This window comes from Alishewanella sp. HL-SH05 (genome assembly GCF_052655985.1).
Map to the genome: position 1 here is coordinate 2,233,915 of NZ_CP199753.1, position 15,775 is coordinate 2,249,689.

The following is a 15,775-nucleotide window of genomic DNA, read 5'->3' on the forward strand; positions in this document are numbered from 1 at the left end:
CCTACCAAAAATGTAACGCCCAAAGCAGCTGCGCGGTACGCGTCGGCTGCCTTTGCTTGTTAGCAGCCTGAACCGGACTTGCGCGGCTTGCCGCACTGGCAGACCCGAACAACGGCAAGCTGCTTTTTATTAAAAACGAAACCGGTAAGCTGCGATACGGCGAGCCATCCGGAACCTGTAAAACTATTAAGCGAAGCCAGGAAGAACAACGCTACCGCCACCACCGTTTGCACTAAACCCACAAACTGGCGAACTTAACCTTTTGGCACTGCCGCTAAGAAAACCAAACACGAGCAAGGCCGGAATAAAACTACTGACTAAAACCGTTAAAACCCGAACACCTGCTAACGCAAAGCACACGGGCGACAAAAACGCGTTAGCGGGTTTGGCGTCCCAGCGACCAACGGGAGCGAGTGCTGCGTATTGTTAGGCACGATTTATAAGCCCTGCCGTTAAATTTATTAAATATTTTTCTAAACCATACTCATCATTTTGTCCTGAATTAAAGTCGCATGAAATTATTTTCATCACCGATTCTAATCCACCACAACAATCTACTAATCGTTGAATCAGCTTGGTTTCACCTGCGATAAGGGTGACATCTTGATCTAACCTACAAACCCAGTTTTGTTTTTGAGAGAAAACATAGTGGTCTGCCGTAAACCGGAAATCATTGCCCAAATATGACAAGAGCGATTCACGATCAGCTTGAACAAATACAGGTAATTTGTCTAGCTCAAGATCCCCGAATGAAATGACTGCGACTTCGCTGCCATCTTCAAACGACAATAACGCATCCCATAAGAACGCAGGAGCCAGATCAGTATAAAAATTACGATCGAATGCAAGCCCTGACCAATCAGCTTTAAGCAAAGGCACCATTGGCGGATAATCAGGTCGCAAAGTGTCAGAAATAAATTTCTTTGGTTGCTCAATCATGCCTGCAGTCTTCAACTCAATTCAGTGCCTAACGCATTACTAATGGGCTGCCGCAGCGCAGCGTAGGCAGTCCCGTGGAGGCCAAGCTTTTTGTGGCCGGAACGAAATTTAGTAACTTGTTAGGTATTGTTTGAAACATAGCCGATAAACTTATTTTTGAACAATAGCCATATAAGGCAAGTAAACGCCGCAGCGGCACAGACGGCCTGAACTGCCGTAAAGTGGTTGCCATAAGAACTTATGAAAAACACAATTGGCATCACCGTCAAAAAACCACCTAACCAATCATTATTCCTACGCCACAAAAACGGTAATACAAGAGCGGTATAAAGACCATAAGGAATACTTAAAAATAGTAAGAAGTAAATTGGTCTCTCAAAAAAACTCAAAACCAAAAAAATGACTGTAAATATCGCCAAAAACCACGGTGAATAACCAATCGCTTGGATGAATTCTTTTTTACTATATGACTGCATTATATTTACCTAACGCCGCCATAATTTGCCGCATGAAGCGCAGCGTAAAACGGTCAAATTAATGGCTTTGTTATGGCTCATTCGGCAAAGCTCATAGAAATGTGAACATAGAATGGCGACTTTATTGGACTAGGAAATTTATCTTTTTCTAGCTCCCTAATCATACACAAACCAATGTTCGTTTCACGATCTCGATAAACCTTATCCACACTCCCTGTTGAACCAAGAGCTATGATTAGATCAAAGCTAGAGTCATCCGGGGCTTTTACTGACTTAAAACAGCCTTGAAGGACCTTTGAATACTTGTCACCAAAGTATGGTATTAAAACTTTATTTTGATGGTCTTTATATGAGGGAACTGACTCTGTCTCTTCGGCAAGCACTTTCGCTTCTTCAAAGCTTTGAACTAATTCGTTAGCCATGCAATTGCACGAAAGGAGTATCAAAAATAGATATTTCTTCATCGCTGGTTCCTAGCCATAACGCCCCTGTGCAGCGGCGAGCGTAGCGAGTCCGGCGCCGATAGGCGCGAACTGCCACGGTTTGTTATGTGACAGCTGCTCACTCTGGCAGCCCCTCGAATTCTGGCACATCACCTAAACCTTTATCCCAAACAGCTTTGCTGGATGTAAAGATGTGAGCTGTTGGTGACATAGAAACTTCCGAATCCAAACACCCGGCGGGAATGGCGAGAAGCCCCACCTCGTGAATGATTGGCAATGCGGAACCGCAGAATTTACAAAAACTTTTCTTGTGGCGAGTGCCTGGAAGTGTGAAGGTAGTCACAGAATCTGATCCCGCCAACCAGGTCAACTTGGCTGAGCTCGAAAATAGATTTGCCGCATGAGCAGACCCGGTATCCTTTTGGCAATGCTGACAATGACACAGGTAAAAGCCATCGAACTTCCCTTGCACTTCAAATTTCGCATTGCCACACAGGCAAGAACCAGAATAATCAGTCATCAAGTTTCCCTCTATTGCCTGTAGATCGCGCGCACATAACGCCCGCCACAAACGCGAGCAACTTGTTGCGAGTCGAGCGCCCAACTGGCGCGTTTTTGATGGCGCTTGTTAACTGTACTTTTCCTCTTTTTCCATTTGAGCCAAATATTCCTTTTCTCTTTCTAATCTTTGCTCGCGCTCGGTAACTCTATCGTTGGTGTCATACGCATCAACTTTTAGCCGTTTATTGCCTGACTTAAAAACTGGTTCAAATACTTTTCTCAGCTTTTCTACTTCCTTGAACAATGAATAAATAGGATCAGTGGCACCACCTAATGTAGAAATACCTTTTAAATCTGAAAAATCTATATCTAATGAATTTTTATAGGGAGTGCCTTCTGCATCCTCAAAGGATATTTCCAGTCTGATTCTTTGCAGGAATAGATTATCTTTACCCACATCTCTTTCAAGATCTCCGAATCCAAGCAGGAAGCTTTTAATCGTTTGACCCAAACCCAATGAAGAGCATCCATTCTCGAACAACGAAAGTTTACTAAACACTTTTACTAGATGGTTGTTATCGACAGTTGCAATAGTACCATCAGTATTTTTAAAGCTAAATTTTACATTCTTGGCAATTCCTTTACCTAAGTTCTGGATAATAACATCCCAAAAAGTAATGCTGACCATAGATGGTTGAAGACTAACCACTACATTTGGCCTCATTGATTCTTTTCTTATTTCGTTAAGTTGAGCGATCTGTGTAATTCTCAAATGCCAAGTTTCTTTGGCAAGAATAAAGGTCAGAACAGCAATAGATACAGTAGCAATTGCACCAACCCATGAAGATAATGAATCTGCCGTTAAAACTATCGCACTATTTAATTCAGTGCCGAAAATCAGACCAGCAATAAAAATTAAGGGAGCGACTACTACGCCAGTCAAAACAACAAAAGGCAATAAGGTGCGTTCATTTTTAATGTCAGAATTCACAAAACCATCCTTGTACAGTTAACGCCCGGCACAGCGGCAGCCGTAACGGAGCGGTTTTGTGTTAATGTTTGAGCGCAGCGAGTAACACAAAACCGCGTAGTGTAGGCTGTCCGCCTGCTGCCGATTGTTAGATGCCAGTGCCACTTAATGAACGCTTGCCTTAGAAAGCAAATTTAAAACCAATACACCGCAAACTATTAAACTAATACCCACGAAACCCCATGCATCAATCTTTTGCCCGTAAAGCCCCCATGCAAAAGCAGTGACTAATACTACGCCAAGGCCAGACCAAACTGCATAGGCCACCCCTACAGGAATAGACTTCAAGACCAATGAAAGGAAATAAAATGCAATTCCATAGCCAACAATTACGATGAAAGATGGTACGAGCTTCGTAAAACCTTCACTGGACTTTAATGCAGATGTTGCAACTACCTCTCCAAGAATCGCAATAGTAAGAAATAACCAGCTTTTCATGATCCGCCTCCAATATGATTCGAAGGGAGTATATGTCTTTTTCTCTTAAAATTGCAGTCTTGAAGAAAAAAATTATTCGTGCGCAACTTTCCGGTTAATTACATCTAACGCTCGCAGCACAGGCCGAAACCCGCGTAGCGGTTGAGGTCCAGGCCACGCAGTGGCCGTGTGTGGCTGCGTTTGTTATGCGATTGAATTTTTAACAAAATTTCCATCGAATTTTATTATGATCTCTTTTTTTTCCGTGTGAATACAAATGGTCTTTTCATGTAGCCAATTAATTCCGATTACACTATCAATGCATTGATCGTCATACTCATCGTCAAGCGTTTCCTCTTTATACGACTCTATACCAGTAAATATGATCTCTATCACTGGTTTACATATTTCAGGAGAATCAACACAGACCAATATTAGCTGCCTTTTGCCAATGTCATATATCAGTCTATCAATGTAAGGCGAGCATCCTTCCAGATATTCTGATGTCATATCCATTACTCGAACTCCATCAGCGCATAACGCATAGCACATGGGCGGCGAGCCGCGCAGCGGGTTGACGTCCCAGCGACCAAAGGGAGCGAATGGTGCGCATTGTTATGTGCTTGATATTTTGACATTAATACGTTTGCCTATATAGCTACCCAAAAGTATGCCAATAATTACCTCTGGTACCAGCCAGATAAACAGCAAAATACCGAACCCCAGATCCTCCCCAAGCTCATGTCGTTTTTGACCTGAGGATAGCATTTCATACTGCGTGACTAACTCCGAGCCAACCCAAACCGACAACACGACACACAATAAGATCGAAAACAAATAAATCAGAAATTTTTTCAAATTGGCACTTTCCCGGTTACTGCGAGCACATAACGCTTATTCGACGGAAACATCCGTATTTAAACACGGACTTTTCCGTATTTGTAAATTTCATGTTGATAACATTACATTGATTCTGACTTGTTTACAATGAGTTATGGGTACAGAAACTTTACTATTAGTGATAAATGCGGAAATATCCGTCTAACAATACACGATGCACTTTCGATAGTGGCTGTATGTAAATACAAGCATTAAGGCTTGGTCAATATCACAGAAAAGACTGTATTTCGCACAAAGCTAAAAATTAGAAACAGGGTTCTTTTATTTCAAGTGAATAATTAATAATTAACTAGTAGGTGTTAACAAGCCGGTTGAAGTGAACAGTATTTAAATTGAAATGGACTAATAAGAAATACTTCACCTATCCTCTCTGAAATTTTGTCTTACTCATCGGTGTATCATCATCCCGCAAAGTATTGAAAAAAAGACAATAATCGGTCTTTTAAAGTATTTCGTGAATTACATCGAAAGGTGGCTGAATACCGAGAGCTATCGGCATTCAGTTAATCGCTAAGTGGCCAGCTTTACACACCGACTTTGACACACACTTGTTTAATCAAATTAAGTATTAAGCCGGGTTCTGCGAGCTCAATAACCTGATCCGCATTACCGATAGCATTGAAAATTTGAACAGAATTCGCACCAGCCCAAGTATGAGTTAGCTCTTTCGGACGATCCGTATTCATATCATAAAAAGTGATTTTAACGAGTTCAGGTACATACTCATCCTGCCCAAACCTTTTTGCATAATATTCTGCAGATGCCTCTTCTACTTTAACTCCAATAGCCAAATGATTATTTAGCGTGAGTGTGTGAATACCGGCACCGGGTTTCCAAGATGTAATTTGCTCACTCGCAGCTGAAGCATAAACAACCTGCTCTCTGCTTCCATCAGACTTGCAATCCAGCGCCGCCATCGCTGTTTGCGTATAGGAAAAAAACACAATTGTTAAGATCATTCTATAAGGCATTTATAATTCCTTTTTATAAGTCATCCCTTGCTGGCCAGAGAAACAGTTCAGTTCGTGTGCTGTTAATTTGTTTGGCTAGCCATAGCCATTAACGGTTAATTTAGAACAAAAAAGGCTTTACTGAAGAGTATTATTCCAATAAGGCCTTTATAATTTTTCTCTATGGTTTATGAAACAGACTAAACCAGTGAATTTTATTTAACGAAAATTGCGATACCATTAGCTTTAGTGATGAATCTATCTTCAGTGGTCAAACCGACAATTCTGTTATTCGTTGCGCTTGTTGTAGCGACCCTTTTAGTGAAACCTTCATTATCAAGATACGTTATGATAACGCCGTTTGCACCTAAGGCTGCAGCTTCAGATTTTAACAGATCCACTACTTCTTCTTTGCTTGAGGGATCATAAGGTACGGTATATTCTCGACTACTGGCACTGACCGTGGCTATTTCTGTGTAGGCCTGTGGCGCGTCGTCATAAACAACAACATTTGAGGATGCAATAACAGGTTTAACTTGGCCAGTAATATTATGAGACGATTTTGCACAACCCATAATTAGCATAGAAAATATGATAGCAGCTGATAATTTGATCATTTTTAACACGCTCCAATTGCTTAAACAATTTACAATAATTGCTGGGATTGAATCTTAATGTTGGATTTTATGTAAATATATTGTTTTTAAAGCTACACTTTTTTTGCTCAAAAACAATTCAAATTAGTCAATAAAGCAACCTAAATACGTAATTTGTTCAGCATATTGCTACATTAATAGGGCTAAAAGCGCTGGAGTTACGTGCGCCGAGTTCTTGATTATCGCCAAGTAAATATAAAATTCTTCTCTGCTAATCTAGGTTTTAACCAGAGGTGCTTATTAGAGCTTGTCGCTGAAGAATCGTTGGCAATAACGATGAAGATTAAACGTGAGTTAACTATGCTGGGGCAGCTAAAAAGCTATAGCAAATGGTGTGATTGAACGGAATAGTCATTAACATTATTTATCATGTCAGTTTGAGAGAGCATTTTCAAACAACAAGCAATACATCCCTGTATCTGTTTAATCGGTATTTCGCTATTAGTTACAATGCTTGTTATCTGCTGGTCTGATGCCAGGGATCTGTAGAAACTCATGAAACTGTTTTAACTTCTGTTTTTTAATATCGTTATCCGCCACTAATAAGTACAGTGTACCCATATGTCTGTTGAATTGATTTTGGTCGGTCACTTGTAAAAAACAGGTGGTATTCATTTCTAACTCAACTAATAGTGCTAAAGCGGCCTCGCGGTCAGTGCCATTAAAGTAAATAACCTTCTCTAACGATTCCGCAGACTGTTCAAACCAGTGCTTTTCTTCAGCAGAAAAGGTCATATGATTCAAAAAAGTGGCTAGTGTTGCTCTTGCTTGATGAAAAGATGAGCCCGCGGTGTGTGCAGGGCCAACTTCCACAGCTTGAGTCATAGGTATCATGAACAACAATGGTACTAACAATTTTGATAATTTCATAATGGCGACCCTCTTTAACGACTTGCTACAAACTCATAATAGCAGCTAATAATTTATCAACCTGCTACTGTTTTTTCCTAAAAAAATGAAATTATTTTAAGGTTATGATTTTATTCAATATAAATGCTATTTTTTAGGGTTTTTTATATCGAGCTCAGCACTCAGTATAACCCATTTGGGTTATGCAGAATGCTTAACATTTACGCGATATTTGTGCTCATTCGCCGTAGTATGGGCTAACATAAAAACCTCTGTTGCATTAAAACCGCTAGGGTTTTAATGATATGCTTTGTTTTATTGCACACAGAGTATGACTTTACGTTATGAGCAGAGATAATAAATACACCGATTTACCTTTTTCACTGGCCTGTGAAAACAATAAAGCCACTATTCTCAGTCATTTACAGCAATTGTTTGCTAAACATCAGCGAGTTTTGGAAATTGGTAGTGGTACGGGCCAACATGCGCTTTACTTTGCCGAACATTTACCCCATTTAGTTTGGCAAGCATCCGATCAATCGCAGTATTTACCCACATTAACTGAGCGTATTCGTCGTGCTAACTTGGCTAATTTACCCTTGCCTTTGGCATTAGATATCTGTGCAGATGCTGCGCCGGTCACGCGGGCAGATGCGCTCTTTACCGCAAATACTTTACATATTATGCCTTGGCCTGTGGTGCAGCATTTTTTTAGTCGTCTTAATGAATTAACCCAGCCAGAAGCCATCTTGTGTATCTATGGCCCTTTTAATTACCAAGGGCACTTTACCAGCACAAGCAATCAGGCCTTTGATCTGAGTTTAAAAACTCGGGATCCAGCAATGGGTATTCGTGACCACGAGCAGGTTTTAGTGCTGGCACAACAACAAGGTTTTCACCTAACGCATGATCACGCCATGCCAGCAAATAATCGTTTATTATGCTTTAGCAAAGTTAGGTAACTTTTTGCTTTACAGCATATTCTGCTTTTAAATATTCGGCTGTTTTTACCACGTCACTTAATATTTCTACGGCGATCCACATATCGATATAACGTAAATATAACGGGGTAAAACCTAATCTTAAAATATCGGGAGCGCGAAAATCAGCGATTACGCCGCGCTTAATTAACGCCTGACATAACGCATATGCCTGAGGATGACGATAAGCTAACTGACTGCCCCGCTCGGCTTCTGTTAATGGCGTTAACAGGGTTAATTCGTGAAGTTCAGCATGACTTGTCAATAATTGATGAAAGGTATTGGCCAATGCTAAGGATTTAGCACGCACAGTCTGCATATTAACGTCAGCAAACACATCAAGTGCGGCATCAAGTACACTCATGGAAATGACGGGCGGTGTACCTGTTAAAAAATGCTCGATGCCGGCAGGTTTTTCATATTGAATAGTGAAAGCAAAGGGCGCTTTATGCCCCATCCAGCCACTTAAAGGTTGTGATACTTTAGATAAATGCCGCTTCGCCACGTATAAAAAAGCCGGTGCGCCAGGGCCACCATTCAGATATTTATAACCGCATCCCACTGCGAAATCGACCTGGCAGTCATCTAAGGCGACGGGTAAAGCTCCGGCACTGTGGGCTAAATCCCAGATCACTAAAATGCCTTGTTGCTGCGCAAGTTTTGTCATGCGCGCCATATCAAGCAATTTGCCAGAACGAAAATCGACATGCGACAGTAATAACACCGCAATTTGGTCAGTTAATGCTTGCTCAAGTTCCGCTTCTTCCACTAATTGCATTTCACAGCGATCTTCGCCAATTAAGCTGCTTAAGCCTTGAACCATATAAAGATCGGTTGGAAAGTTGCCATTAAGTGATAACACAATACGGCGTTTGGGTTGCAACAGTAAGGCACTGCTTAGTACCTTAAATAAATTAATAGAGGTAGAGTCGCAACACATCACTTGCTCTGGTGCCGCACCAATTAAGGCGGCAATTTTGCTACCTACTTTGCTGGGCAGTTCAATCCACTGATGCGTGTTCCAGCTTTTGATTAAGTCTTGTGACCATTGCTGATGTAACACCTCTTGCGCACGTTCAGCACACACTTTCGGCATTGGACCAAGAGAATTACCATCGAGATAAATGGTGTCGTCTGGTAACACAAAAGCTTCACGCAGTTTGTGTAACGGGTCTTGTTGATCTAATTGCAGCAGTTCTTGATAATTCACGGCGAAATCAGCTCATTTAAAGAAAGTAAAAATTGGTTATACGCAGCGCTTTGTGGATGGATCCAATCAAAATGCCCCGCGTCGGGTACCAACAACATCGGTAAACCACTGTCACTGGCCTGCTCAATCGGAACGATACTGTCTGCACTGCCGTGTAACAGTAAGGTTGATTGAGGTAGTGGTTGTTCTACCGGGTTAGCTTGTTGGTAAGCCTCTGCTTGGCTTTGTAGATCACCGGCAAAGAAGCCTTGCGTCGCTTTTTGACAGCCATTTTCACCCTGGCTGTAGCGTTTTACATCGGTAATCGCGGCCAGCCCAATGACGCCTTTTAATGCAGGTGTCATAGTGACTTCACTGGCGGCCAAGAGCGCCAAATGCCCGCCAGCGGAATGCCCGGCTAGCACAACACGACTAAGATCCAGTTGCTTGCGGGGCAAGTAAGGAATGTAGCGTAAAGCTTGCATAATATCTTGATAACTGCCTGGCCAACCGCCGCCTTCATCTCCGGTTCGCCGATACTCAATAGACCAAACCGCATATCCTTGTTGGGCTAAGGCATAGCTAAAGGCCTGGCTGTGTGTAATATCATAGGCATTTAACCAACATCCACCATGCACAAAGACTAGCAGCGGTGCCGGCGTGTTCGAGCCATTCGCCGGTAAAAACAACTGGCCATATTGCAGCGCGCCTGTACCGTAGTTAATGCGTTGGCTGGCCGATTCGGGAACAGCCGCGGCGAGGGGTAATAAGCTGCTATAAGAAACTTGTGATAACAGCACAGGCTGAGTTAACGACCTGTCATCAGCAACAGTGGCTAGGTCAGGTTCTAAGTCAGGTTGCTGTGCACAGGCACTGAGTAGCAATGTTAAGCTAATAGGAATAAGTAGGCGCATTTAAACAAATATTAAAGAATAATTGCCGCAGTTATAACATAAAGTCGCGCAGATGTAAGGCCTAAACTCGCCAAAAAGAGTGTAGTTTAAGCCTAGGTACAAACTACGCGAGTTAGCGCTGTTAGCTATTGTCTTGTTTTTCTAAAAAGGATTTAAACTCAATGGTATAAAGCCGCAACAACACCAAGGTTAACGCAAAAATAATCGGCCCATAAATAACGCCTATTAAGCCAAACAATTGGATCCCACCAATCAATGACAAGAAAATCAATAAGGTGCTCATGTTTGAGCTACCTTGCATCAAGATCGGCCGTAGCACATTATCAATAGAGCCTACCACGATAATCCCCCAAGCGGCTAAAAAGATAGCCCAAGGCCAGTCACCGGTGAGTAGCAAATAAAGCGTTGCCGGCAACCAGATCAGCGCCGTACCAATGGCGGGAATAAACGACGCAAAAGCCATCATGGTTCCCCAAAATAAACCGGGAAAGCCGACAATGGCCATGGCAATGCCCCCTGCAATACCTTGAGCAATGGCGGTTAAGACCGATCCTAAAACAGCTGAGCGAGCCACCGTTTTTGCTTCAGTTAATAACGCTTCTTCTTGCGAGCGTGATAGCGGGATCACCCAATGCAGGGTATCGACAATTTTGTCGTGATCACGTAACAAGAAAAACAGAATAAAAAGCATCAACACAAAACCAAATAAGAAACCGGTGATATCGCCTACCAATTTTGTGCTGAGATCTAACAATTCACGACTAAAACCAGAAGCAAACTCAGTCATTTTTTCAACTATTGATTTGGCAGTAAAGCCATCGCCTGGTAAGTATTCAGCCGCCAGGGTTTGTGCTTGTAATAAATACGGATGTTGCAGCAACTGCTCTGCCCCACCACCATTTAACCAAGTGTAGCTTTGCTTGGTAAACATGACGCCCTGTTGCACTATTGCCATAAACACAATCGTAATAGGCACGATAATCACCACCACTAACAATAAGCAGGACAAACTTGCAGCCAAATTGGGTTTACCGGGACATTTTTGTTCAATCCATTGATGCAGCGGGAAACACAGTAACGATAAAACAAAAGCTAACACCAAAGCACCCACATAGGGCGCAATCAGCAAATAACTGCCATAAAGCGCCAATAACAGCGCGGCAATTAAAATATAGTGCCGCGATTCGGCGTTAAACTTTTTAGCCATGACGGTTGTTCCTATAACAAATTAAAGCGCTGCACCTTAAGTGCGTCGCAAAGGCAAAATAAGATTATTCAGCGCTGCTAGCGCTAGCTAAAGGTTTAATCCGCACCGTAACAATTCGTTCGCCGACCATTTCAACGATCTGAAAATGGCGCTCGGCAAACTCAAATTCGGCTTGATTGGCAACATTGTCGCCAAGCTGAGCAATACACAAGGCTTCTAAGGTTAGATCGTCACGGCCTTGATTTAAAGCAACGCCATAGCCATAGCACCAATCAATATCACTCAGCTTAGTCGCCCCTTTCATGCGCAACTCACCTATAGGCCTAGCTAACTGAAAGCCTTTGTCGGCAAAGGCTTGCTCAACAAAATGTTTGTAATCAACATGCAGCACAACAAACAAATGATCACCCGGGTGTAAAATCGTGGAGCCCCGTGGTGGTATCACTTTATCACCTCGGCTAATCATCGCAACGACCACGCTCTCAGGTAATGCCATGCGAGATAAGCGTCGATAAGCGGCTCGCGAGTTTTCAGACAAACTGTACTCTACAATCTCGGCATCAACATCACCTAAAGCGGTAATTTCTAACGTAACGGGCGCTTGAGCCGTGGGTTGCTCAATCAGTTTTAAGCGCCGTGCCACCCAAGCTAAGGTTGAACCTTGTAAGGTGGCAGAGATTAATACCACGAAAAACACCACGTTAAAGATCAATTCTGCATCGGCTAAACCAAACATCAACGGAAAAATAGCTAAAATAATCGGTACTGAACCGCGTAAACCTACCCAAGAGACTAAGGTCATTTCACGCCGATTAAAGCCAAATAAGGTTAAAATAGGCACTATGGTAATGGGCCTTGCCAAAAACACTAATACCGCAGCAATTAAAATACCTTGCCACCAAACGTCTAATAACGAGCTGGGGTTAATTAACAAACCCAGTACAACGAACATGGTAATTTGACTAAGCCAGGCTAACCCGTCATGGAATAAAAAGGTCGTTCGTTGAAAAGCGAATTGGGTATTTCCTATTAACACGCCACAAATAAATATGGCTAAAAATCCACTGCCGCCGGTGTTTGCCGCAATGCCAAAAGATAATAAACCCGCTGCGGTAACCAGCACAGGATACAAACCGCTGGCTTGTAAGTGAATACGATTAATGACCTTTAATACCGCATAACCTACTGCTATGCCGACAAGCGCACCTAGACCCATTTGCATGACAAACAGTTGCAGTAAAGGCCAACCCGGCTGCATATCATTCACTAAAATTTCTAGCAACCCTACGGTTAAAAATATCGCCATCGGATCGTTCGAGGCGCTTTCAATTTCCAGTGTAGATTTTAAACGTGGATTTAAATGAATACCGGCATTACGCAATAAAGAAAAAACGGCCGCGGCATCGGTAGAGCCGACAATAGCCCCCAATAACATACCGGTAAGTAAACTGATATCTAAGATATAACTGGCGGCTGCGCCGGTGATCACGGCCGTGCCCAATACGCCAAAGGTGGCTAACATGGACGCCGGTTTCCAGACTTGCTTAATCGACTTCAGGGGTGTTTGTAAGCCGCCGTCAAATAAGATCAATGCCAAGGCTAAGGTGCCTAAGGCATGCGCGGCCTGGGGGTTGTCAAACGCAATACGACCAATGCCGTCTTCGCCAGCCAACATGCCAACCAGTAAAAACAGTACCAGCATAGGTAAACCTAAGCGGGCAGAGATTTTACTGGAGAAAATACCCAACAAAATTAATACGGCGGCCAAAAGGATCAGCTGATCAATCAAAAACATAAGGTATTATTTTCCTGAAAAAGCCGCGAGGCTATTAGCCTGACTATATGGCAACAACTCACTGGCGGCAGCTAACATATGTTGGCAATGTTGTTGTTCTTTTTGGCAATATTGCTCAATAGCCGAACTTAATATATTGGGTCGATACCAGCATGCACCGTAACGTAAAACCGGGCTAAACCCCCTTCTGAGTTTTTGCTCCCCTTGCGCGCCACCATCAAAGTAGCGTAAACCGTGTTCAATACAATACTGGATACCTTGATAATAACAGCATTCAAAGTGCAGTAATGCATAATCCGCTAACGCACCCCAATAACGGCCATACAAGGTATCGCCGAGCTGAAAACACAAAGCTGCAGCAACCAATTGCGCAGGATCATCCTGCGTGAAAGCCGCAAATACCACGATCTGCGCTCGCATACTGCTGAGTAATTGCCACCAACTTTCGGCGCTAATGTAGCCATTATGCCCTGAGCGCTCTTGGTAGGTTTGTTGATAACAGGCGATCACGCTTTGCCATTGCGCTGGGGTAATATCGATGCCTTGCAACGTTTTAAACTGCAGCGGTAATTGCTGCGTTTTTTTTCGTTCTTGTCGAATTTGTTTCCGCTTACGTGAAGACAATGCCGCTAAAAAATCTGAAAAGTCAGTATATTGCTGGTTCTGCCATAAAAACTGCACTTCGTGTCGAGGTAAGCATTGTTGGTCGATTAAAAGCTGTTGCAGTGGCAAGTGGCAATAAAACCAATGCGCGCTATGCCAGCCTTGCTGTGCAATGTCAGCTAAAACGGTTTGTATTAATAGGCTGGCAATACTTTGCCAATCTAAACAGGGTAATACCGCCAGCCGCGAGCCAGTAACGGGCGTAAAGGGAATAGCTGATATCCATTTAGGATAATAAGGCAATTGATAATGCTCATAGGCGCGCACCATGGGCCAATCAAATAGATACTCTCCATAAGAATGCGTTTTTAGATAACCAGGGATCACCGCTATCAACTGATCGTCTTGCCATAAACTAGCATGACGGCTAAACCAGCCGCTGTTGCCATCCACACTGCCCCCCTGCTCTAAAGCAAGCAAAAAGGCATGTTTAGCAAACAACTCGGTTGGCTCAAATAAGGCATCCCAAGCACCCGCCGGGATACTGTTAAGTGATGTTAGCCAACGAAACTGCATAATGGCTGAGGGCTTCGTTAAAAGTTAAACAGCATAAAGCCTAAACCGATGCTATTTTGTCGATGATTATAATCCAGTAAGGTTTCGGCATAACCTGAAAACAACTGCAAGTGTACCCGTAAACCATCGGCTTTTGATTTATCAATTGGGTAAGTTAAGTCTAATTGCCATGAGCCATTCGAAAAGTCATTCCAACTCATTTTGCGCGTTAAAGAAGCGGTCGCGCTGCCCGGTAACCAGCTGAGTTGTAATTCAGTGGTACCCAAAAAAGAGGTCAGATCAGGGTTGTCATCATCATCGGCTTGCTCTGGAATACGCCGATTCACTTTAACGCTAAAACCCACTTGGTCACGTTCGAAAGCCGCTGCGGCATAAATACGATTCCAACTGCGCGACATGGGTTCGCTTTGTCCGTTAGATTGGTGTACAAAGCCAAGTTGGAGCATTTGCATACTCCAACCTAGCGGCAGATTACCCAGATATTTTGCAGTAGGAATAACGTAAATGACTTCAGGCTGATAATCGGTGCTACGAAAGGGGGCGGAGTCTTGCGAGTTCCAAAGTTGCCACATCGACGTTTGAGTGTAAGCAAACCATAAATCTGCATTAGGCAATAATACATCTTCTAACATCTTCGCGCGTAAAGACACCTGCAATTTTGCTTCAATTGGTTTGTAATTCTCTTGTAAATCAGCCAAACCTAAAGTTGGGCTTTGCGGTTGCCGATTAATCGACGACGTGTAATGTGCGGGTAATAAGAAGTTTGGCTGATAAGTACGCACCACAAAAGGCCCGCGTTTTTCATTATCACCCAGCTCCCAAAGGCTTTGCAAAATAGTCGCTACCGGAATGGGTGCTGCCTCTTCAACTTGAGTCACCTTTATCGAAGGCGTGGTTTCAATTTTAGCTTCAGCAACTAAGCGAGCTTTTTGTTGCGCTTCCACTAAGCGGTCGTAACAAGCCAACCTTTGTAGATCATCTTGACCAAGACATTGTTCCATCGGCGAAATATCTGCCGACGCTGCACTTGAGCTTAATAATAAAATTCCGGTTAATGGTGTGAGCACGGCCTATTTCCTTTAGCGTCAATCTACTTATATTAATAGCTTAACATGACAAAACGCTGAACATGACAAATTTGTTAGCTCATGTTATCTAATTAGCTGATTAACATAGCGAAGCGCTATTTGTCACTGGCTTATTCCTTGGTTATTCAGCAGCGTAAATTGCTATTTTTTACTTTGCTAAGATGTTTAGTTACTTTGGCCAGTTATAGGGTGTTGGTGTTTAACTTTGTCGATATCAAGCCCATTTAGCTGATTTCGTTAAACCCGCACTTTAAATTTTTTA

The 15,775-nt window shown here is 42.8% G+C and carries 17 protein-coding genes; 1 reads left to right on the forward strand and 16 read right to left on the reverse strand.

Annotated elements, in window-relative coordinates; translation table 11 throughout:
* Positions 1-426: 426 nt before the first annotated feature.
* From ACUJFL_RS10240 to ACUJFL_RS10285, 10 genes are all read right to left on the reverse strand, one after another.
* Entirely contained in the window at positions 427-939 is a 513-nt protein-coding gene (locus tag ACUJFL_RS10240) for a hypothetical protein (protein WP_445427396.1), read from the reverse strand.
* Between the two features lie 119 nt (positions 940-1,058).
* Positions 1,059-1,415, reverse strand: coding sequence for a hypothetical protein (locus ACUJFL_RS10245; RefSeq protein WP_445427397.1), 357 nt, complete (start codon positions 1,413-1,415; stop codon positions 1,059-1,061).
* A 77-nt stretch (positions 1,416-1,492) separates the two neighbouring features.
* Positions 1,493-1,837 carry a hypothetical protein gene (locus ACUJFL_RS10250; protein WP_445427398.1) on the reverse strand — a complete coding sequence of 115 codons (345 nt, stop codon included), beginning with the start codon at positions 1,835-1,837 and terminating at the stop codon, positions 1,493-1,495.
* Positions 1,838-1,976: 139 nt separating this feature from the next.
* Positions 1,977-2,378, reverse strand: a complete 402-nt coding sequence (locus ACUJFL_RS10255; RefSeq protein ID WP_445427399.1) for a GFA family protein — start codon at positions 2,376-2,378, stop codon at positions 1,977-1,979.
* Between the two features lie 108 nt (positions 2,379-2,486).
* Positions 2,487-3,350: a hypothetical protein gene (locus ACUJFL_RS10260; protein WP_445427400.1), complete on the reverse strand. Its 864-nt coding sequence runs from the start codon at positions 3,348-3,350 to the stop codon at positions 2,487-2,489.
* 144 nt (positions 3,351-3,494) lie between these two features.
* Positions 3,495-3,830, reverse strand: coding sequence for a quaternary ammonium compound efflux SMR transporter QacK (gene qacK / locus ACUJFL_RS10265; RefSeq protein WP_445429078.1), 336 nt, complete (start codon positions 3,828-3,830; stop codon positions 3,495-3,497).
* A gap of 180 nt (positions 3,831-4,010) precedes the next feature.
* Entirely contained in the window at positions 4,011-4,322 is a 312-nt protein-coding gene (locus tag ACUJFL_RS10270; RefSeq protein ID WP_306178520.1) for a hypothetical protein, read from the reverse strand.
* 908 nt (positions 4,323-5,230) lie between these two features.
* On the reverse strand, positions 5,231-5,677 hold the full coding sequence (locus tag ACUJFL_RS10275) for a hypothetical protein (protein ID WP_445427401.1): 447 nt from the start codon (positions 5,675-5,677) through the stop codon (positions 5,231-5,233).
* Between the two features lie 194 nt (positions 5,678-5,871).
* On the reverse strand, positions 5,872-6,273 hold the full coding sequence (locus tag ACUJFL_RS10280) for a hypothetical protein (protein WP_445427402.1): 402 nt from the start codon (positions 6,271-6,273) through the stop codon (positions 5,872-5,874).
* Positions 6,274-6,753: 480 nt separating this feature from the next.
* Positions 6,754-7,182 (reverse strand): hypothetical protein, encoded by a 429-nt coding sequence (locus tag ACUJFL_RS10285; RefSeq protein ID WP_306178393.1) that lies wholly within the window; start codon positions 7,180-7,182, stop codon positions 6,754-6,756.
* A 323-nt stretch (positions 7,183-7,505) separates the two neighbouring features.
* Between ACUJFL_RS10285 and ACUJFL_RS10290 the strand changes: the two genes are divergently transcribed.
* Entirely contained in the window at positions 7,506-8,123 is a 618-nt protein-coding gene (locus tag ACUJFL_RS10290) for a DUF938 domain-containing protein (RefSeq protein ID WP_445424771.1), read from the forward strand.
* On the opposite strand, the gene kynU is transcribed toward ACUJFL_RS10290, so the two are convergent.
* The 6 genes from kynU to ACUJFL_RS10320 form a co-directional block, all read right to left on the reverse strand.
* Positions 8,116-9,351, reverse strand: a complete 1,236-nt coding sequence (gene kynU / locus ACUJFL_RS10295) for a kynureninase (RefSeq protein WP_445424772.1) — start codon at positions 9,349-9,351, stop codon at positions 8,116-8,118. The genes ACUJFL_RS10290 and kynU overlap by 8 nt on opposite strands.
* A complete protein-coding gene (locus tag ACUJFL_RS10300; protein ID WP_445427403.1) occupies positions 9,348-10,244 on the reverse strand; it encodes an alpha/beta hydrolase family protein in 897 nt (298 codons plus the stop codon). Before ACUJFL_RS10300 ends, kynU begins: the two co-directional genes overlap by 4 nt.
* A gap of 121 nt (positions 10,245-10,365) precedes the next feature.
* The gene (locus ACUJFL_RS10305) at positions 10,366-11,451 is read right to left on the reverse strand and encodes an AI-2E family transporter (protein ID WP_445424774.1); all 1,086 of its coding nucleotides are present in this window, start codon (positions 11,449-11,451) and stop codon (positions 10,366-10,368) included.
* Between the two features lie 64 nt (positions 11,452-11,515).
* The gene (locus ACUJFL_RS10310; protein WP_445427404.1) at positions 11,516-13,246 is read right to left on the reverse strand and encodes a potassium/proton antiporter; all 1,731 of its coding nucleotides are present in this window, start codon (positions 13,244-13,246) and stop codon (positions 11,516-11,518) included.
* A gap of 6 nt (positions 13,247-13,252) precedes the next feature.
* Positions 13,253-14,425: a GNAT family N-acetyltransferase gene (locus ACUJFL_RS10315; protein ID WP_306178399.1), complete on the reverse strand. Its 1,173-nt coding sequence runs from the start codon at positions 14,423-14,425 to the stop codon at positions 13,253-13,255.
* Positions 14,426-14,442: 17 nt separating this feature from the next.
* A complete protein-coding gene (locus tag ACUJFL_RS10320) occupies positions 14,443-15,492 on the reverse strand; it encodes a phospholipase A (RefSeq protein ID WP_226752222.1) in 1,050 nt (349 codons plus the stop codon).
* Positions 15,493-15,775 lie beyond the last annotated feature (283 nt).